Origin of the sequence: Microvirga brassicacearum (genome assembly GCF_008757455.1) — a bacterium.
GTDB lineage: Bacteria > Pseudomonadota > Alphaproteobacteria > Rhizobiales > Beijerinckiaceae > Microvirga > Microvirga brassicacearum.
Genome location: NZ_VCMV01000063.1, coordinates 58,795 through 78,652, shown reverse-complemented (window position 1 = coordinate 78,652; position 19,858 = coordinate 58,795). Strand labels below are relative to the sequence as shown.

General features: G+C 60.9%; 16 protein-coding genes and 1 tRNA gene. 8 read left to right on the top strand and 9 right to left on the bottom strand.

Annotated elements, in window-relative coordinates:
* Nucleotides 1-555 precede the first annotated feature (555 nt).
* The 4 genes from FEZ63_RS22035 to FEZ63_RS26305 all read left to right on the top strand — a co-directional run bounded on the left by FEZ63_RS22035 (nucleotide 556) and on the right by FEZ63_RS26305 (nucleotide 5,919).
* Nucleotides 556-1,788, top strand: coding sequence for a DNA-primase RepB domain-containing protein (locus FEZ63_RS22035; protein ID WP_150948806.1), 1,233 nt, complete (start codon nucleotides 556-558; stop codon nucleotides 1,786-1,788).
* Entirely contained in the window at nucleotides 1,789-2,700 is a 912-nt protein-coding gene (locus FEZ63_RS22030) for a virulence-associated E family protein (protein ID WP_150948800.1), read from the top strand. It abuts the gene before it with no gap.
* Between the two features lie 385 nt (nucleotides 2,701-3,085).
* The gene (locus FEZ63_RS22025) at nucleotides 3,086-4,324 is read left to right on the top strand and encodes a site-specific integrase (protein ID WP_150948798.1); all 1,239 of its coding nucleotides are present in this window, start codon (nucleotides 3,086-3,088) and stop codon (nucleotides 4,322-4,324) included.
* A gap of 731 nt (nucleotides 4,325-5,055) precedes the next feature.
* Complete coding sequence (locus tag FEZ63_RS26305; RefSeq protein WP_150948795.1) at nucleotides 5,056-5,919, top strand: competence protein CoiA; 864 nt, start codon at nucleotides 5,056-5,058, stop codon at nucleotides 5,917-5,919.
* 13 nt (nucleotides 5,920-5,932) lie between these two features.
* Here the strand turns inward: FEZ63_RS26305 and FEZ63_RS22015 are convergent, their stop codons facing one another.
* Complete coding sequence (locus tag FEZ63_RS22015) at nucleotides 5,933-6,232, bottom strand: hypothetical protein (RefSeq protein ID WP_150948792.1); 300 nt, start codon at nucleotides 6,230-6,232, stop codon at nucleotides 5,933-5,935.
* 148 nt (nucleotides 6,233-6,380) lie between these two features.
* Here FEZ63_RS22015 and FEZ63_RS22010 point away from each other — a divergent pair, with 148 nt between their 5' ends.
* Together FEZ63_RS22010 and FEZ63_RS22005 are read left to right on the top strand one after the other, a co-directional pair.
* A complete protein-coding gene (locus tag FEZ63_RS22010; RefSeq protein WP_150948789.1) occupies nucleotides 6,381-7,523 on the top strand; it encodes an HNH endonuclease in 1,143 nt (380 codons plus the stop codon).
* A gap of 96 nt (nucleotides 7,524-7,619) precedes the next feature.
* On the top strand, nucleotides 7,620-8,777 hold the full coding sequence (locus FEZ63_RS22005) for a hypothetical protein (protein ID WP_150948786.1): 1,158 nt from the start codon (nucleotides 7,620-7,622) through the stop codon (nucleotides 8,775-8,777).
* Between the two features lie 60 nt (nucleotides 8,778-8,837).
* Here FEZ63_RS22005 and FEZ63_RS22000 read toward each other — a convergent pair whose 3' ends face one another.
* The 3 genes from FEZ63_RS22000 to FEZ63_RS21990 form a co-directional block, all read right to left on the bottom strand.
* Nucleotides 8,838-9,209 (bottom strand): hypothetical protein, encoded by a 372-nt coding sequence (locus FEZ63_RS22000; protein ID WP_162419820.1) that lies wholly within the window; start codon nucleotides 9,207-9,209, stop codon nucleotides 8,838-8,840.
* Nucleotides 9,210-10,402: 1,193 nt separating this feature from the next.
* Entirely contained in the window at nucleotides 10,403-11,224 is an 822-nt protein-coding gene (locus tag FEZ63_RS21995) for a thermonuclease family protein (protein WP_244622932.1), read from the bottom strand.
* A 206-nt stretch (nucleotides 11,225-11,430) separates the two neighbouring features.
* Nucleotides 11,431-11,507 (bottom strand) — tRNA-Arg (locus FEZ63_RS21990).
* Nucleotides 11,508-11,625: 118 nt separating this feature from the next.
* Here FEZ63_RS21990 and FEZ63_RS21985 point away from each other — a divergent pair.
* The gene (locus FEZ63_RS21985) at nucleotides 11,626-12,417 is read left to right on the top strand and encodes a thermonuclease family protein (protein ID WP_150948781.1); all 792 of its coding nucleotides are present in this window, start codon (nucleotides 11,626-11,628) and stop codon (nucleotides 12,415-12,417) included.
* Between the two features lie 6 nt (nucleotides 12,418-12,423).
* The gene (locus FEZ63_RS21980; protein WP_244622931.1) at nucleotides 12,424-13,848 is read left to right on the top strand and encodes a M48 family metalloprotease; all 1,425 of its coding nucleotides are present in this window, start codon (nucleotides 12,424-12,426) and stop codon (nucleotides 13,846-13,848) included.
* 44 nt (nucleotides 13,849-13,892) lie between these two features.
* Here the strand turns inward: FEZ63_RS21980 and FEZ63_RS21975 are convergent, their stop codons facing one another.
* From FEZ63_RS21975 to FEZ63_RS21955, 5 genes are all read right to left on the bottom strand, one after another.
* On the bottom strand, nucleotides 13,893-14,765 hold the full coding sequence (locus tag FEZ63_RS21975; RefSeq protein WP_150948778.1) for an RNA polymerase factor sigma-32: 873 nt from the start codon (nucleotides 14,763-14,765) through the stop codon (nucleotides 13,893-13,895).
* Nucleotides 14,766-14,927: 162 nt separating this feature from the next.
* The gene (locus FEZ63_RS21970) at nucleotides 14,928-15,518 is read right to left on the bottom strand and encodes a CarD family transcriptional regulator (RefSeq protein WP_150948775.1); all 591 of its coding nucleotides are present in this window, start codon (nucleotides 15,516-15,518) and stop codon (nucleotides 14,928-14,930) included.
* 344 nt (nucleotides 15,519-15,862) lie between these two features.
* Nucleotides 15,863-16,201, bottom strand: coding sequence for a ferredoxin FdxA (gene fdxA / locus FEZ63_RS21965; RefSeq protein ID WP_150948771.1), 339 nt, complete (start codon nucleotides 16,199-16,201; stop codon nucleotides 15,863-15,865).
* Nucleotides 16,202-16,257: 56 nt separating this feature from the next.
* Nucleotides 16,258-16,560 (bottom strand): RNA-binding S4 domain-containing protein, encoded by a 303-nt coding sequence (locus tag FEZ63_RS21960; protein ID WP_150948768.1) that lies wholly within the window; start codon nucleotides 16,558-16,560, stop codon nucleotides 16,258-16,260.
* A gap of 11 nt (nucleotides 16,561-16,571) precedes the next feature.
* A complete protein-coding gene (locus tag FEZ63_RS21955; RefSeq protein ID WP_150948765.1) occupies nucleotides 16,572-19,751 on the bottom strand; it encodes a helicase-related protein in 3,180 nt (1,059 codons plus the stop codon).
* Nucleotides 19,752-19,858: the final 107 nt, after the last annotated feature.

Genomic DNA, 19,858 nt, shown 5'->3' with positions numbered 1-19,858 from the left:
CGTCTCCCCCGCAAATTAGGGGGCTCCAGATGCGAGACCAAGACAAGTCAATTTCTGAATTCGAAAAACTCTATACGATCAAGGCAGCGGCCGCAGAACTGAACCTTCACTATTGGGCTCTTTTAGGAGCCGTCAGTCGTGGGGATGTCCCCTGCTTCACACCCTTCAATCGCCGACGCCTCGTTCGCCTCTCTCAGGTAATCGCCTTCATCGACTCGTCGCGCCAGGGAGGCTCCGACGATGCGTAAGTTTCCTCGCCACCCCCAGGCCGGGACCCTCGACGAAGAAGACGTCTTACTGCGACCCGAGCACGATCCGAGATCACATGTGAATATGTTGGCTCAAGCGTCGCCCATTTTCTGGGCTCCGTCGCTCGCAGTCTACGCCGACGGCAACGGATTCGTCCTGGTCATCAAGAAGCAAATCGACTGAAGCTGGCCTGACCAAGCGGGCGGGATCGTCAGACCCGCCCTGCTCTCCCTCACCACAATCTGCGCCTTCCCCTCGTGCAGCGCCGCCTGCGCGATAGGGCACGGCTGACTTGAGAGAACTTGTATGCCCGACCACATTATTTCCGACACCGCCGCAGCGGTCGCTTTCCTTCAGGCGATGCACCCAAAGGGCTCCTGGCACCTCGTCGCCATGAAACCGGATGGTGCTCCTGCCGCTAAGACCTTCGGTCCCGACCAACTTGATGAAATGGCGGCATGGATCGAAGGCCGCCAAGGCGTCGAGAACCTTTACCACCACGTCAACACTCTGACGTCCGGCTTCCGCGACAAGAAGGCTAGGAAGGCGGACGTGGAGGCGGCAACATTCCTCCATGTCGATGTCGACGACCTCGACGCGCTCAGCCGCATCGAACGGTACGCGCCTCGGCCGACGGCGGTTATCTTCTCGGGTGGCGGCTATCAGGCGTTTTGGCGATTGGATGCACCGTGCAGCAACCTCGAACGGGTCGAGCGCTGTAACATGAGGATCGCCGCGGACCTCGGCGGCGACAACTGCCACAACGCCGACCGCATCATGCGGCTGCCGGGTACCATCAACGTGCCGAATGCCAAAAAGCAAGCGGCAGGACGGACACCTGCGCTGGCTTACGTCAGCGAATTCACGGACTGGGATCGCTCCTATCCGATTGAAGCCTTCACGGAGGTTTCGCTCGATCCGGAGTTGACCACACCATCGACTCCGCTTTCCGTCCACATCACGCCGGTCGGCCTCGATGTTCTGCCCGAGGGTGTAACGGCGGCAATACGCTCGGTGATCGAACTGGGCGACGATCCGGAGCGGCCGCAGAATAGTGAAGCGCCGCGCTACCCGTCGCGCAGTGAGGCCGTCTTTCATGTCGCGTGTGAACTTGTTCGCGCCGGTTGCCCTGAAGAAACTATTGCGGGTGTTTTTATCAACCCTCATCTCGGCATCTCGGCGTCGATCCTCGAGAGACGGGCTCCCATCCCTTATGCCCTTAAGCAAGCCCGGTCGGCGAAAGCGTCCATCGAGAATGGTTGGCCTGATAATGATAAACGAGGCCCTCGCGCGACGATGCGCAATGCTGCGGTCGCCATTCGACGGTTAGGCCTCTCTTGCTCCTTCGATCTTTTCCGCAATCGAAAGATCGTCAATGGAAAGCCACTGGAAGAGCACCAAGGCGAGATTAGCGACGATGCCTGTATGGCCCTGCGCGGGTTGATTATTGAGGAGTTCGGTTTTGATCCGCGATCGGAACATGTCCGCGACGCCGTTAACCTCCTTTGCCTCGAGAATGCCTTCCACCCGATCCGATAGATGCTTGATGGCCTCGTGTGGGATGGCATCCCGCGCCTTGATCGGTGGATGACCAACTACTTGGGGGCAGAAGATACACCTCTCAACTGTGCCGTCTCTCGGATCACTCTGATCGCCGCAGTCCGGCGCGTCCGACAACCCGGCGTCAAGTTCGACCAGATCGTTGTATTCGAAGGCAAACAGGGGTCGGGCAAATCCACGGCGGTGGCCATTCTCGCCGGGCCGGGAAATCACTCGGATCAGGAAATTCTGACCCTGGATGCAAAAGCGCAGATCGAGCTTCTGGAGGGCGTCTGGTTCTACGAACTGGGCGAAGTCGAGGGATTGAACCGCGCCGAGGTTAACAGGATCAAAGCCTTCGCCTCTCGAACAGTCGATAGAAGTCGGATGGCCTATGCGCATTATTCGACCGCACGCCCCAGGCAGGCGATTTTCATCGGCACCACCAACGATGACAAATACCTTCGCGACCAGACTGGCAATCGGCGCTTCTGGCCCGTGAAAACTGGCTTTATTGACCTTGAGGCGCTTCGGCGAGACCGAGACCAACTCCTCGCCGAGGCGGCGCATCGCGAGCGGGAAGGCGAAAGCATCGCACTACCCGAAGAGCTCTGGGACATTGCAGCGGTAGAGCAGGCATCGCGGCTCGAGGAAGACCCCTGGCTTGAAAAGTTGTCGGATGAGCGCGGAACAGAACACGGAGAGTTCGTCCGCGCTTATACTCACGAACTTCTCGAAATCAAGCTCGGCATTCCGCTGGAGCGACTGACGCAGGGCCACACCAAGCGCCTCGCCATTGTCATGCGGCATCTAGGATGGGAGCCGAAGAAATTTCGAATCGGCGACAAAACCGTTCGCGGCTACGAGAAACCAAAACCCGAGGGCCACCGAGACAAAGCATCACTTTGTTGAGCGTGGCGGGGTGGCATGTGTGGCATGGTCTATAGGCGCGCTGGAGTGTGTGGGCAGCGACGTTGTGCGAACCGCGGAGCCGCAGCGGCAGCGCACAGAGGTGCCGCCGCACATGCCACACCCGCCACGCCGCCACGGCCACACATCCGGTCCGTTTTCGATGGGCAGCCTTCGCTGACTTTTGCGACTGCCGCGAGACGACCTGTCGCCTAATGAACCGTAGTTCAAGCCCCGTCATTTCGGGCGTCACGGCGCTTCGAAATGTCCGGGTTGCGCGGAGGTTGCGCCCTTCATCTCCCGGAGGCCTCGCGTCACATCCAAGAAATTGTGCGGCCTCTTCCCGCGTGTTTTGATTTTCGGTTTTTCTTTTTCGGCGGGACGTATCATGGCATTCGAGTACAGCATCACGGAACGAGATCGGCCGCGAACGCTAAAATCGGGCGAGATTGTCATTCACCACCTCTACATGCTGAACTATCGCGATCCGCAGACCGGCGCGCGCCGCATCAAATCTTTCAAGCGGAAGAAGGATGCCCAACGCCGAGCCGCCGAGATCGCCGCGGAGGTGGCGTTGGGCACCTACGCATCGAAGCGCGTCAGTCTGACAATCGGCGAGGTAACGGAGCATTGGCTCGTGAATTGCGCCGGGAACGTCAAAGAGCGCACTTTGCGTGGATACCGTCATGTCGCTGGGTCGATCGTTGGCCCTCTGCTCATCGGCACGCCGCGGCAGCGGGCGGATTACACGGAGACTGGTGAGGCACCGGCGGGGACGAAGTTTAAGCCCCTGTTGGGCAGCATGAAGGTCACGGAGTTGACGACTGCCGATATTCGGGCGTGGCATAGGCTGCTGACGAACGAGGTCGGCACCTTCACCGCGAACCGCGCGAAGACCTATCTTCAGGCGGCGCTGGCGCTCGCGGCCGAAGATCACAACATTCGACCGCCCGCCATGCCGTCGAAATTGGGCAGGGGACGGCAAAAGGTCAAAAAGGCAATCCTTGGCCCCGAGCAGGTCTCGATCCTCCTCGGGGGCGCTCGCAACGATCCGGAACGCGGCATTTACTACGGGTTCCCCTTTCTGACAGGCACCCGGCCAAGCGAACAATTGGCACTTCTTTGGGAGGATGTCGATTTCGATACAAACGTCATCCGCATCCGGCGTATGCAGGAGCTCGACGGCGCCATCTGCGAGATGACCAAGACCTCCGCGGGCACCCGCGAAATCCCGATGAGCCCCACCCTGCGGGCGATGATGCTCGAATGGCGCGTCCGCTGTCCGCGGCGAGGTAATGAGCTGTATCGGGTGTTTTCGAGCCTCGGCCAACGGCAAGCTTGGCCCAAGCCGCGGACGGGCGGCGGCAACACCCTGCTCTACTCCAACTTTCGCACCCGTTTTTGGGCCCCGGCCTTCAAGAAGATCGGACTGCCCTATGTGTCGCCGCACTCGGCCCGGCACGCCTTCATCTCAACGCTTCAGGCTCAAGGTATTGAGATCGGCCTGGTCGCCAAACTTGCAGGCCATGCCAACGCCGTCGTCACCCTCAGTCATTACACGCAGGCCGTTCGTGGCGGCGAAGCGGCTCTCGAAGCGTTGGAGCGGGCCTACGCCTCAGCTGGGTAGCGCACGAAACGGATCGAAACCCAGTCCCCGGGTCGCTCTTCCCAAAGAGCATGCCACGGAGCTCTTGCGGCACCTTGCGGATTCAAGGCGTAGCCTGTCGAATGAATAGGATGTTGATTGATCGCGATCCAAGTTCCCACGTGTGTATCGACCTCCAGCACGACAGCCTGACCGGGTGAAAGTTCTTTGATTCGACACCGCAATGTGTCGTCCCCGCGAATGCGGTTCGCCCATATCATGTTGTCGCAAACTTCAACCTCGCCCGGCACTGCTCGCCTCCGTCTGCTGTTTAAGAGCTCGAATGACCCAATAAAGCACGTCAGCTCGAATGAATCAGCCTCAGCGCAAAATTGTGCGTGAAATCGGGGTGTGCCTAGCCATCGGCATCGATCCCTTAGAACTCTGCGGAGGGCCGAGGGCGACGACTGATCCCGCCTCGTCGCCGGCCGGCCTTCGACCCTCCCCCCAATTGATATTGTCAGCGTTGCTGCAACGGGGGCCCCAGAGACACCGGCCCATACCCGGGATATTGCATTGTCAGCGACGGTCGTCGTGCACTCTATTGGTGAAAACCAGAAGTTCGGTACCCGACGCCGAAGACGACTTCTAGCCCTTTTTGATGTTCCTTCGACGCACGTCGGAAGTGCAGACCTGACTGGAAGCGGGTCGCAGAATTTTCCAAGTTTCTAGCCGATGAATCGCGATGTAAATTTGCAACGCTACGCATTTTAATGTGTAACGCTCCGTATATGCGTTTAGTGACACCGTACGTAAATTCTCGCTCAGCGGGCCTTTACCTCCGTTCAATCCGGCAGCAACCCTTCCAAGCATTCTCAATCGGTGGGGGGAAAATGAAATACGGGTTGGTAAATGGGGCACGTCACGAAGCTGAGCCGAAGCTCCGTGGTGCCTGTCCGAACTGCGACGCAGAAGTAGTCTCCAGGTGCGGTCAGAAGCGGATTTGGCACTGGTCTCACCTCGGGAAACTCGAATGCGATCGCTGGTGGGAGCCGGAGACCGAATGGCATCGTACTTGGAAGGCTCTTTTTCCGCAGGAGTGGCAGGAGGTCATCCACGTTGCCGCTGAAGGCGAACGTCATATCGCGGATGTTAAGAACGACAGGGGCTTGGTGATTGAATTCCAGCACTCGCCCCTCGATCCCGAAGAGCGCCTTTCCCGCGAGAAGTTCTACGGGACAATGGTTTGGGTCGTGGATGGCATGCGATATAAGCGTGATCTTCCCGCCTTTCGTGAAGCCGTGGCAGAGGGATATATAGTCCACGACAGCCCTTTGTGCTTAGATCCTCGGACAAGAGCCGCGGCAATCGTCCGACGCTGGGCTCCTCTCCGACACCACGTGTTTATCGACTTTGGGGACGAAGATTTTCATATTGCTGGCTTTCGGGCTCCTGAAAAAGTCCTCTGGCAGTTTCTCTTCAATCGGGCAACCGGACGGGTTGTAATCGCTGCCGTTACGCGAGAGAGTTTCATGAAGTTTTGCTTGAATGGTAGCGAGTTGCAGCATCTCACAGTGGAACGTCACCAAGGGCCGCGAAGGCGCTACCTCCGCATCTCGCGGCGGGCCCGGAGGTGAGACCCCGGAATCGTCACCGGCAGCGGGTCACCGAGCCAGAGGTCACGCAGGTCACGCCGCCGTCGTTGCGGTTCAGTCCCGCCGCAATCGTGTCGAGGCCTTCATTGAATTGGCGAAGCGCCGCCTTCCGCTCCATGTCCATGGCGACCGGCGTCAGCGTCTCCATGCATTCGCGGTGCCGAGGCGATGTCTCGCCATAGCCGGCTTGAAAGCAAACGAGCTTTGAACGGGCCTCGACGCGCTGATCCAAGGTTTGGCACCCGGCAAGCATCGTGGCGATGGTGACGAAAAAGGCGAGTGAAGTCGGTTTCATGTTGAATTACCCCCAAACGGTCAAAAAACACAGCGGAAAATCACCAACAATTATCAGGGCAGCATGATCTCTCCGAGCATCATGCGACCGTTTTGACTTGAGTTTACTTTCTCGTTACCCGTGATCCAGTGGTTGGGGGCTTGACCGTATGGCACTACCGAAGAAAGTCACGGCGGATCACATCCGCCTCGCAATGGCTCGCATCGTTGAAACGGGTATCCCGTCGGGTGCATCTTCGACAAAGTTTGATGTGATCGACCCTGTAACGGAGATGCCACTTCCGCCCAAACTTGTAATCTCAATTGCCTCTGAATTCGCAAACGGTCAAACTTACTCTCGCCGAGAATTCTCCGGTGGAAATGAAGCGAACGATTTTCTGCGGGATCTAGGTTTTGAGATTGTGCGCAAGAACGAAGGCGCTCAGGTCGATATCAAAGACCTCGCACCGGGTGTGATCCTCACCAACGACCAACTTTCTAGGACGTTCAGTGTCGGAAACGCTGGCGGCATGCGGTGGTCCGGTAAGCACCAATGTCTGGTGATTATCGCTGACCATACCAAAAGCCTGTATGACGACCGTTGGGTAGGGGACGCTTTCCACTACACGGGCATGGGCCGCGTCGGCGATCAGACATTATCTGGACAAAACCTAAGGCTAGCGCATCACGAGCAAGACAACGTCCCGGTGCACCTGTTTGAGGTGTTCACGCGGAACGCTTACCACTACGCCGGACCTGTTAGGCTAACGGCCCCCGTCTATCGCGAGAGCCAAGTCGACGATGAGGGAACAACGAGAACAGTTCTGGTTTTTCCTTTAGCTCTGATAAGCGCCGGTGGGAAACCCATTCCTGAGGCTCGTGATATCCAACAAATCGAAAGAGCCCGACGTCGGGCCGTTCGCCCCAAAACCTTAGAAGAACTACTGTTGTTGGCCGGCACTCAAGGAAGCCATGAGCCTAACCGTCGCGAGACACTGGCAATTCAATTCATACGAAGCGCCGCGGTGGTAGAGCTGACAAAGAGGCTGGCCCAGGGCATATGCGATCTTTGCGCAAACCCGGCGCCATTTAGTACTCAGGAAGGCCCCTACCTTGAGTGTCACCACATTGTGCATCTCGCGCAGGGCGGCCCTGACACACTGGAGAACACCGTTGCTCTTTGCGCGAACTGTCATCGCAGGATGCATGTTCTCGATCGCGAGAAGGACGTCGCAAAGCTGAAACAACGGGTAGCACTTCGCAAACTATCAACGATTCACTTTAGCTCCGCGACCCAAGGCGGAGATCTGTAAGCTTCTGTGTATAGATCCTGCGCTGTTGCCAGTTTTCGTTGCCAAACGAGACATGGTCCATCAGCCATTGGGGTACTAGGAGACCAGGGGAACGCGGTGACAACGAGTAGGCGGGCGAAAAGCCGGGCAGTCAAACGCAAGGGCGCAACTAAGATCCGCCCCATCAACATTATGATCTCAAGCCGAAATCTAGCGGCTTTCCCCGCTGGTGAGACGACAACGCTTTCCGAGCTGCGCCGTGAGATCAAAGCGAAGCTGGAGGCGGCTACGTTATTCGGTCATCCGCTCTTCAACGTGTGGATCAATGAGGACGCGCCGGCAGCGACGGCGGCCGCATGGGATGAATGTATGCTGAGAGTGGATCAAGCCGACATTCTCCTCGTCATCTATGACGGAAGTGCTGGTTGGGCAGCTGGCGCCGGTGACATGGGCATTTGTCACGGCGAGTTTCAGCGTGCGTACAGCAGGACGCCCGCAAAGGTGCTCGTCATTCGCGCGGGATCTGAGGAAGATATTAAGTCGTATACCTCCGAGCGGGACCAGCGCTTCCAAGAAGATGTCAACCGGGCTGATCGGTTCCGCGGACAGGGCAATAGCTTTGAAGACGTTCTTAACGAAGTGGAACAGGCAATCGCTCACCAGGTCGCCGAGCTGGTAACGCTCGCGGCCAGCGAGGGGCGACGCAACCATTTCCATCTTGGCGAAGCATTGGAATGGTCGAAGCTCGATTACCGCGCGCGAGAGGAGCGGATATGCACGGTACTGGAGAGCGCGATCAAACAAAATGGCGGCGAGGTCATGGTGCCGCGAAACGCAACGCTTGACATCGACGGGGAGAAGGTCCTGTTCTGCCTCCACGCCGTTCCCGGGAGCATGTCGATTGGAGCGGCTCGCGAAATGATTGGGCGACCGTTCCTGCGCGATCATGAGCAGATCAGCGCACTCAAGTTGGCGGTTGGCCCGGTCCACCTCATTGGCTGCAATCGAACAGCAACCGAGACCCAGGCGGCAAGTCTGCTCGGGTTCCCTGATGCTACGATTGTGAGCGCTCCTTTCGGCATCTATGTCGCCGACGAGGTCCAAAAGGTGCAATTCGTTCTGCTCACAAATTGCCGGGACGACGCGACGACGCGCCTGGCGCTTCAAAAACTGGTTACTTGGCTCACGCAATCGGGAGAGGCGGCCGCGATGGTGACGCGCGGTGCGTCTCGCAAGCGCATCGTTAACGCGATCGCCGCCGAGATTAAGCATTAGTAATCGCAGAGGGATCGGCTGCCCCATCAGAAAGACCCCGCCACCCGCGCTGTCAATTCTTCAGGGCGCTTTAACTGTCACGTCCCGAAGATCGAACAGGCTTAGGCCATCTGGGGAAGCAATGCCGTTCCCGAACAACCATAGGTGCCGATCGTCGCCATCCCCAAGGATCGTGCCAACCGAGAGACCAAAGATCATTGCGGGGTCATTGAGCTTTTTTGCCTGCTCCTGAGCCATGAAGACTGCCTGAAGGTCCCCCGCGTCCAGGATTGGCCGGATGCCGAGCGGCGTAATTAGCGCCGCGACATACAAGTCCGAATGCGGGCCAGCAGCCCGTTGCTCCTGCGGCAGCAGCGGGCCGTCCTGTTGTTGAGCTTCGCGTGCGAACGGTGGCATTGCGGGAGAATCCAACGGCTGCGCTTCGATGTGCACAAGTTGCCCTGAGAGTTTTCCATTGCGTCGGAGTAGCGCCGGACGGCCGAAGCGAAGCGCTAGGTTCGCCGTCCTTCGTCTACGGATTGCGGACGCATGACTCGGCATGTCTTCAGGGGAAATCTCTTCTCCGTCCGCGGGTGGGTCCCATAGTAGCGAGACAGAGGGCCTCGGCCTCGAGTCTGTAGACCATAGGCTAGCCGCCACCCAGTTCTTTGTGGCAATCCGTCGCCCTGTCCGATCTTCCACCGTTACGCGATCGAACTGCTCCTTGCCGGCGCCGACGCAGGCTGGCGTCCCCCGGCGAAACCGATCGACGCTCCCAGTAAGATTGCCTTTTGCTTCTCCAAGCACGTATCCGTTTGCCCTTGGGTCCCAAGCAATCCAGTCGGGAATGTCTCCGCTTAGGATCCGACGGACCACTACTCCCGTTGAGGAAATTGTCGTGCGCTTCGTTCGCAGTCAGACGAAGTTGGTGAGACCGAGTCGGCTCGCCAGAAGCGCTCGCGCGAAGTAACGGCCATACAGAGCCGAATAAGCTCTTCGTAATTCTGCGCTCTCGCCAAGGTCGCCGGCCCAGCGCAGCAACACTTGATCGCGACGGCTGAGGTGCGCCTGGAACAGTCGGAGCCATGACGGTACCAACGGGCCGCCCTGAAAAGTCTCGTCAGCCGCCCCCCAAAGCTGCCCACCAGAGACTCAGCGGCTGCCGCCCAATGTGATCATAGGAGCTTGACGGGTCGACCACCCGCAGTTCGGTCCATCTATACGGCATGCTCGTCCGACTCCGATCCCGACTAAAATTATTCGACGCCTTGTATCGCCGGACCACTTCGTCATAGTTCAAATCGCATACCGTGGCTTAGCGAATGCGACGGTCGCTTGTGGTGCTGCTACAAGATCGTCTCTCTCAGGTCGAGAGCTCCAAGTTGATCCGGTCGTGCCAGCCGAGATAAGATTGCTGGCGGGCGAAGGCGTGGTATCGCCGGCGTTCCATTGGCCCTGACGCTGACAATCAATCTGGCCGAGAGGAAGTCGCTCACTATCCGCGAGACCAACGTTACGCCTCAGCCCTGACGAACTTGTGGAAGACGATTTATTGGAAAAACCGGAATAGCGAGTTCGCCAAATCTGAGTGAGTAGTTCGACTGCCATTCAAATTCCAATACCCTGCGTCCCGTCCCGGTAGACGGCTACCCGCACCAACTCCGCCGAGCTCCGGTCCAACGTCGGGCCATTCCCTCATCAACGAGCATCATGCCGAGGGACTTGCCGTCACGCATGAGGACCCGAAGCTTTCTGCCGTACACATCCTCGTCACGCCCTCCTGGATGGACAACCTCGAAGGGTCCGTCGTTGAGCAGTTCCAGAAGCCGCTCCTTGGCGCGATGGCCGAGCGCTGCCTCGGACGCGCATTTCGGTTCGGAGATCTCAGGCGTGTCGATGTCCGCGATCCGGATCTTGGTCCAGCCGTGCCGGATCGTATCGCCGTCGATCACGCATGAGCGCCGGATGATTGAGCTGCAAAGCGAATAGTCGCTTTCGCCAGCCCTCCCGATGGTTTTCTTGGAGGTTTCGCTTCCGTTGCTCCGTCCGAGTTGCGCGATCTCGCCCCCGCGATAGACATTGACGCCAACGCCTGTGTCGCCGCGGCCAGATAGCACATGGAACAGGAAAAAGCTGCCGATCCCTCCTAGGACGACCGCGCCGGACAGCAAGGGCAACGACGGCATCACACGTCCGACGGTTCCTGCGCTGCCGCGCTCGGGCAATCGAACCACCTTGCCGCGCGTGCGCCGTCCCCAAGGCCCGGTCTTGTCGCCCCGAGTCGACCCTCGCGAGAGACGGCGGCTGGTTTGGAAAGCGATGGCAAAAAGGGCAGAAACCGCCCAACTTCCCGCACAGGCGAGAATGATAAAGCCAACGATCGAGGTGTAGCGGTGCCAATCAAAATTGCCGGCTGTGACGGCAACAACCGCAAACATCACGCAGCCGATGCCCGCGACCCCGGCCATTTTTCTGGCCCGCCGCGGCGCCGGAATGCGCCAGCGGCTGTGTCTATGCCCCCGTCGGAATTGCATGCCCACCTTCCCCAAGGGAAGCATAAGCAAGCTCTACCTTAACGGCTAGGTTCCTTTTCCGTCATTTTGTATCGATTTGGGACTTGCAACCGAGAGGCAACCGCGGGCTCCGAACCGCCCTCTCAACCCCTCAAAAACACTGGCGATCCCGGGAAGACTCGAACTTCCGACCTACGGTTTAGGAAACCGCCGCTCTGTCCAGCTGAGCTACGGGACCGCACGGGGGATGATTTAACACAATTCGCGATCTCGTAAACGGGTGCTAGGCTGTCCCTGCTGAGCTTGGGAGGAGCGTTGCGGTTGGGGGGATGTTGCGCGTGAGGCGGTCGAGCCGCATGGCTGTGGCTACTGCGGGTTTGCTGCTCATCGTAGCGCCGGCGCGCATCATCGCCCAGACGAACGAGGCCGAACGTCCGGCATCAGCGTCGTGTCGGCACGAGGCGGTGGCGGATGTCATCGCTGCCGTCTCGGCGGAAAACGATATCGTCCTCACGAGCGGCGGAACGGTCAAGCTCACCGCGATCCGCCTGCCAGACAAGGGACCCTTCCGCGATGCCGCCGCCGCGTGGCTGCGCGGCAGGATCGGGGTTCGGGTGCTGGTTCAGGGCGCAGGCGCGCTGGACCGCTGGGGCCGACGCTCTGTTCGCCTCCGGCTCGCAAGCCCGGCAGAGCCGGCGCTCGATTTCGGTCGCGAACTCATCGAGGCAGGCCTTGCGCTGGCCGACCCCGGTGCGGTCGACACGCAGTGCCCTGACGATTTTCTTGACCGCGAGGCGATGGCGCGACAGCGAAGCCTTGGTCTCTGGGCAGATGCTGGCTATAAGCCTATCGCCGCCGACCAGGCAGACCGTCTCAAGGACCGAATCGGAACCTTCGTCATCGTCGAGGGACGGGTACGGAGCGTCGGCGAGCGCGCGCAATGGACGTATTTGAACTTCGGAGGGCGATGGGCAGAGGATTTCACGGTCATCATTCCGAAAAAGTCATGGAAACGGATGACCGATCGCGGCATCGATGCCGCGGCGTTGAAGGGGCGGCACGTCAGGGTCCGAGGCATTTTGGAGGCTTGGCAAGGGGCGTCTCTTACCGTTGAGATACCGGAGATGATCGAACGGCTGCCACGCTGAGCGGGTATGAGTGATACACGTCTGAAAATCGGAATGCGGATTGGGACTTTGCTCGTCGTCGGCTCGCTGGCCGCCTGCGCCGGGCTCGACGGTTCAGGGTCGCTTCCCGCCGATGCGCCGCGTACCGTGGGTGCGGAGCGCAGCCGCGACCGTGATCACGAGCGGCTCATTGCCGCCTTCGGGGGCGAAGCGCGCGCGCCGCAGGCTCAGCGCCTCCTGTCCGACGTCACCAAGCGGTTGATCGAAGCCAGCGACAGACCGGACGAGTCTTTTCAGATCACGATCCTCAATTCGTCGGCCGTGAACGCATTCGCGCTGCCGAATGGAAGGCTCTACGTTACGCGCGGGTTGCTCGCGCTGGCGAACGACACATCCGAAATCGCCGGTGTCCTGTCGCATGAGATCGCCCATGTGACCCTTCGCCATGCGTCGCAGCGCAGCGAATTGCAGGCGCGCTCCACCTTGATCAAGCGCGTGACTGAAAATGTTCTGAACGACGCCAAGGAGGCGGCGGCGATGCAGAACCAATCCCGCTCCACGCTGGCAAGCTTCTCCCGCTCGCAGGAGCTCGAGGCCGACCAGGCCGGCGTCAAGGTTCTGGCGCGCGCCGGGTTCGACCCTTACGGCGCATCCCGTTTCCTCGCGGCGCTCGGGCGCTCGGCGAGCGGCTCCGACGGCAGCGCCGACATGATGGCAAGCCATCCGAGCACACGGGAGCGGATCACGCTGGCGCTTCAGGCCGCCCGTCGCGCCAGCGCGCCTGGCGTCGGCGAGGCTGGTCGGATCGAGTACCTCTCGGCCCTCGAGGGGCTTGCCTATGGCGATGATCCCGCCGACGGGGTGGTGAGAGGCCGCCGTTTCATCCATTCCCGCCTGGGCGTCGCCTTTGAGGCGCCAGAAGGCTTCACGCTGGAGAACACCTCGCAGGCGGTGCTGGGCGCCTCGGCGGACGGCTCGCGCAGGCTCCTGTTCGATGCCGCCGACACGCCGAACGGGCAAAGTCTCGAGGAGGTCCTGCGCTCCACCTGGAACGACACCATCGAGCCGGGAAGCCTGCGGACCGAGACCATGAACGGCCTGCCGGTCGCAACCGCCCTGTCGATCGGCAAGGAATGGTCGTTTCGCCTCTCCGCCATTCGCATCGGCAACACCACCTTTCGGCTGATCATGGCGATCCGCAGCGGCTCGGGCGATCTCGAAGGCCTGTTCCAGCGCACGCTCGCGACGGTTCGGCAGGTCCAACCCGAGGAAGCGCGCGAGATCCGGCCGTTGCGACTCGAAGTGGTCATCGCGCGAGAGGGCGACACCGCCCAGAGCCTCGCCTCGCGCATGGCGATCGACCGCCCACTCGACCGATTCCTGTTGATCAATGGGCTCGATCGCAACCAGGCCTTGAAGGTCGGCGAGCGCTACAAGATCGCGGTCGAGTAGAAAACGCGGCCTGAAAGCAGACAATGCGCCATTTGCAATGGCGATTATACGAACGCGCCGGTTGCCTGTGGATTCTTCTCCAGCAGCGCGCGCTTCAGTTTTTCGAGGGCGCGGTTCTCGATCTGGCGCACACGCTCCTTGGAAATGCCAAGCCGCGTGCCGAGAAATTCCAGCGTGACCTGCTCTTCGTCTAGGCGCCGCGCCCGTAGGATGCGTAATTCCCGTTCGTTGAGCACTTCGAGCGCCTGCTTCAGCCAGAGCACGCGCCGCTCCGTGTCGATTACATTGCTGACGCTCTCGTCAGGCAACGGGCTGTTATCGACCAGGAACTCGACCCGCTCAGCGGAATTCGACGAATCTGCATCCATCACGGGAGCGTTGAGAGACGTATCGGGCGCGGACAGCCGTGCATCCATCAGGGCCACGTCGGCGCGCGAAACGCCGATCGCCTCGGCAATTTTCTCGTGCACCTCATAGGCGATCCGCTCCTCGCCGCCTCTGGTGAGTTTGGCGCGCAAGCGCCGGAGATTGAAGAAAAGCGACTTTTGGGCCGAGCTGGTGCCACCCCGCACAATCGACCAATTCCTCAGGATGTAGTCCTGCACCGATGCGCGTATCCACCATGTGGCGTAGGTCGAGAAGCGCACCTCCCGCTCCGGCTCAAAGCGTGCCGCCGCCTCCAGGAGGCCCACATGCCCTTCCTGGACCAAGTCGGCCATCGGCAGGCCGTAATGCCGGAAGCGCGCCGCGAGAGCGATCACAAGGCGCATATGCGCGGCGGTGAGTTGATGAAGAGCTGATTCATCACCATTGTCCCGCCATCGGACTGCCAGCAGTCGCTCCTCCTCTCGTTCGAGAAACGGAGCATTCATGGCAGCGCGGACAAACTTGCGACGAACCCCTGAGATTTCTCCCATCGCGTCCTCCCTTGGCTTCCTCTCAACGGCGACGGCGAGAAAAAGTTCAGGCAAAACAGCAAAGTTTGCGGAGATAGGCTGAATTGCCCGGAAGACAAGCGTTTCGGCACAAAAAACCCGGCACAAGGCCGGGCTTTCTTGCAAATGGTGGCAGGATGGCGATCAGGCCGCCTCTTCCTGAACGTCCTCGGCTTCCGCCTCGGCCTCGACGTCAACCTCGCCCTTGGCGGCGCGGCGTGGCGATTTGGCAAGGCTTTGTTCGATCAGCTTGAGGGACTCGGTGTCGGTGATCTTGTTGACGGCCGAGATCTCGCGAACGACGCGATCGAGCGCGGATTCATAGAGCTGACGCTCGCTGTAGGACTGCTCCGGCTGGGCATCCGAGCGGTAGAGATCACGTACCACCTCGGTGACCGCGATCAGGTCGCCCGAATTGATCTTGGCCTCGTATTCCTGCGCACGACGCGACCACATGGTGCGCTTCACGCGCGCCCGGCCGGTCAACACATCCAGCGCCTTTTCGATGAGAGCCGGTTCGGCGAGCTTGCGCATGCCCACGGTGGCAGCTTTCGCAGTCGGGACTCGCAGGACCATCTTGTCCTTGTCGAACGAGACGACGAACAATTCCAGCTTGAAACCTGCGATCTCCTGCTCTTCTACACTTGTGATACGGCCGACGCCGTGAGCGGGATAAACAATCGCTTCGCCGGTCTTGAAACCGAGGCGCTGGGCGGACTTCTTGGCGGTCGTCATGCGAGAGAGGCCTCCTTGCACTTCCTCACCGTGGGGCGAGGGTGATTTCGTTCAACCGGCAGGGTTCCGGAAGAACTATCATGATGATTGCGGACTATCGGCTTCCGCTGATATGCCTGATCGGGCCGTTAACTGAAAAAACGCCCATACCTTTAAAGATTGGCAGCCGAAACTACCTGAAGACAGCGGCCGTGCGTTTCGCTTCATGTTATGAACCGTCTGTCTGCGGAGTACGCACGTCGGGCACGAGTGACGGCATGGACGAACCCTATCACAGTTGGCCTCAAAAGCAAAAATATTTCAATGGTAGCGTTAAGATGCGGCCAATTGGCTCAAGCTTCCGATCAGTCACCTTCGCCCGGTTCGGGTGAGAAATAGTTCTCGAATTTGCCGGCCACCCCGTCGAATTCTTTGGCGTCGGGCGGCGCATCTTTCTTCTGCGTAATATTGGGCCAACTCTTGGCCAACTCGGCGTTAATTTTAAGCCATTGCTCGAGACCCGGCTCGGAATCCGTCTTGATCGCCTCAGCGGGGCATTCGGGTTCGCAAACGCCGCAATCAATGCACTCGTCGGGGTGGATGACGAGCATGTTCTCACCCTCGTAGAAACAATCCACCGGGCAAACCTCGACGCAATCCATGTACTTGCACTTGATGCAGTTTTCCGTGACGACGTAGGTCATGGCGGTCCTTCGCGGGCGGTTTCGGCCGATCTCGAAGCGCGGCGGCCGTCGCCGCTCTAGCTGCTGTGAGTGTCCCTGACAAGCGTCCCATCGTCGCTGTTGAGGTTGACGTAGAGCTGCCTTGCTTCCGGCGCAGGTCCGCGGCGCGCTCCGAGGTCGACAACACGCACGACCAGCGTCGTTTTCTCGAGGGCGATCGTGACCACGTCCCCGATAGCGAGGCCTTTCGCCGGATCGGTGCTGTGTTGGCCGTTGACCCGGACAAAGCCGCTGCCGGCAAGCTTTGCCGCCAAGGTGCGGGACTTGGCAAAGCGCGCGAACCACAGCCACTTGTCGAGCCGCTGTCTGTCCGCACGCATGAGGCCCTGGCCTATTTCTTCCCGTCTTCAAGCTGCGCCTTGAGGGCCAGCAACTTGGCAAACGGCGAATCGGGATCAGGCTGCTTTTCCCGCCGCTCGGGCGGATTGTCCCGCCGGCTGTCGAAGCGCTTCTCGGGACGTGGACCCCTCCGGTCATCAGGGCGACCCGGGCCGCGCGGCGGACGGTTCTGCGGCCGCCCCCCGTCGCCCTGCCCCTCGCGGCGCTCAGGGCGGTTATCGGGACGACGGTCGCGGCGCGGGGGACGATCCCCTGTCGGACGCTCTGCAGCGGGCGCTTCGCCGGCGGCACGACCTTCCGGCCTTGCCCCTTGCGCCTCGCCCTGGCGCGGCCGCCGATCGCCCCTGTCAGGTCGCCCTCGGGCAGGACGGGCATGTCCGCTTTCGTGGCGGCGATGCTGACGCCAGATATCGATGAGCACCGGCTCGGGCGCGGCTTCGTTCGGCTGCTCGGTCGCGGCCTCCGGCGCAGGTTGATCGGCGCTTGCGGCAGTGTCCAACGCGGTGACTGTTTCGGGCGTTTCTTCGGCTACCACTGCCGTGTCGGGGCTCATCTCGTCCGCGGACGGTGTCGGCTCCTCGGTTGCGGCCTCTGCAGCCGGCGCAAGGGTAGTCGGAACCTCGGACGGCTCTGTCGGCACCGTTTCGGGCGTGCCGGCCGCGACCGGCGGCTCCAGGGGTTTGGGAGGTGCCACCAGCGGAACTGTGATGGCAGGGCCCTCGCGGCGCTCGGAAGCGTAGCCGAGAGATTTCAGGATCGTGGCGAAATCATCACCGGCGCAACCCACCAGGGACGTCATGGCGACGGTTGCAACGAACCCGTCGCTATCCGCGGCTCCCGCAGGCGGTTCGCCGGGGGTTATTCCAGGACGGTAGGAAATCGCCGGCCGGATCAGGTCCGCCAACCGCTCGAGAATGTCGACTCGGACAGCGCGTCCGCCGCAGACCCGGAAGCCAGCGGCACGGTAGAGCCCAGCGGCGATTTCGATGTCGACCGGGATCGATGTCCGGCCGGATTGGGCGAGATGGGCAATCTCGTCGATGCCCTTCTGATCGAGGCCGCCATTCTGAAGGGCCCAGAGTTGCGTCGCCAGAATGCGGGGCGCGGGTTTCAGAAGGGCAGGCAGATAGAGGTGATAGGCCCCGAACCGGATCCCAGCCTTGCGCAAGGCGCCGCGGGCGTCCTGATCGAGCGATCGGACATCGTTGAGGACCTTCGAGCGTTCAAGAACTCCAAGCGACTCGACGATCTGGAAAGCGATGCCGCGCGCCAGACCCGTCAAGTCCTGCGAGGTTTCCAGCTCGAGAAGCGGCCCGAGCAAGCGCACGATATAGGCCCTGAGCCAGGCGCGCAGGCGCGTCTCGACCTTTTCGCGGGCGGCGCCGTCGAGATGCTCGTCGGACAGGATCCGGACACGCGGATCGAAGATCCGGTCGCCGGGCTCCATGCGCGCCACAGGATCGCCCATCCAGCGGATCGTACCGTCGTTGGACAGGACCAGCGTGGTATCGGGCGCCTCAGCGAACCTGTCGGCGCGCGCGCCGATTTCGCCTGCCAACGCCTTGCTGGCCGCATTGCGCAGGGTCTTGACCTCCGCTGTGTCCGCCAGTGGATCCGGCACGAAATGGAAGCCGTGCAGGTGACCGATATGTTGACCCTCGACGGTAACGTCGCCGGAGGTCGTGATTTCCGCTTCGAGCATCGTTTTCTCTCTCAAGCGCCGCATGAGAACGCTCGTGCGCTTATCAACAAAGCGCTGGGCGAGACGTTCATGTAACGCGTCCGATAGCTTGTCCTCTACCTGACGCGCAACACCCTGCCAATGCTCAGGATCACGCAACCAGTCAGGACGGTTGGCGACGAAGGACCAAGTGCGCACCTGCGAGATGCGGTTGGAGAGGGTGTCGATATCCCCGTCCGTCCGGTCCATCGCGTTGATATGCCGGGAAAACCAGTCGGGCGGCACGGCCCCATCCTTCATCAAGAAGCGGTAAATCTGGCCGACCAGATCGGCATGGATCTGCGGCGAAACTTTCCGGTAGTCGGGAACCTGGCAGATTTGCCAGAGCCGCTCGACGGCGGCCCTGGAGCGGGCAAACCCCAAAATGTCGTGTTCGCGGGCCAGAAGTTCGAGGGCCGCGACGTCCTCCCCCATCGGCGCCCGCACCAGCCCCTGCTCGCGCGGATGCTCCGCGAGGCTCTCCCGCAATTTGGCGAGGGAGGAAAAATCGATGTCCGGATTACGCCATTGCAAGATGCGCACAGGATCGAAGGTGTGGCTCTCGAGGGCCTCGACGGTCGCAGCGTCAAAGGGCGGGCAGCGGCCGGTGGTGCCGAACGTGCCGTCCCGCATATGCCGTCCCGCGCGTCCGGCAATCTGCGCCAGTTCAGCATTGTGAAGCTTGCGGAAGCGGAAGCCGTCGAATTTCTTGTCCGAAGCGAAAGCCACATGATCGACGTCGAGATTGAGACCCATGCCGACCGCGTCGGTTGCCACGAGGTAGTCCACGTCGCCCGATTGATAGAGCTCGACCTGAGCATTGCGCGTGCGCGGGGACAATGCCCCCAACACCACGGCCGCGCCGCCGCTCTGCCTGCGGATGAGCTCCGCGATGGAATAGACCTCTTCGGCTGAGAACGCCACGATCGCGGTCCGGCGCGGCAGGCGCGACACCTTCTTTTCACCCGCGAATGTCAGCTGGGAGAGCCGGGGGCGGGTCACCACATGAACCCCCGGCATCAGCGCCTCGATGAGGGGCCGCATGGTGTTCGAGCCGATGAGGAGGGTTTCGTCGCGTCCGCGCTGGTTCAGCAGGCGGTCAGTGAAAACATGCCCCCGATCGAGGTCGCTCGCCAGTTGCACCTCGTCCACGGCCACGAAGGAAAGGTCTAGGTCGCGGGGCATCGCCTCGATGGTGGAGATCCAGTAGCGCGGGCGATCGGGCTTGATCTTTTCTTCGCCGGTCACGAGGGCGACGTTGTGCTCCCCGACCCGCTCCACCACCCGCTGATAGACCTCGCGCGCCAGAAGGCGCAGCGGCAGGCCGATCATGCCGCTCTCGTGCCCGAGCATGCGCTCGATGGCCAGATGCGTCTTGCCGGTGTTGGTGGGCCCGAGAACGGCCGTGACGCCGCGCGCGCGCAATTGCGGAAGAAGGGAGCGACGGGCCATACGTGGTTTTGCGCGAAATCCCGGTGGGTGAAAGACGGCCGTTCCGGAAGTGACGGGCCGTCTTAAAGGGTCGATCCGGCCTGCGCCGGAAGGTTCACCGGCTATAT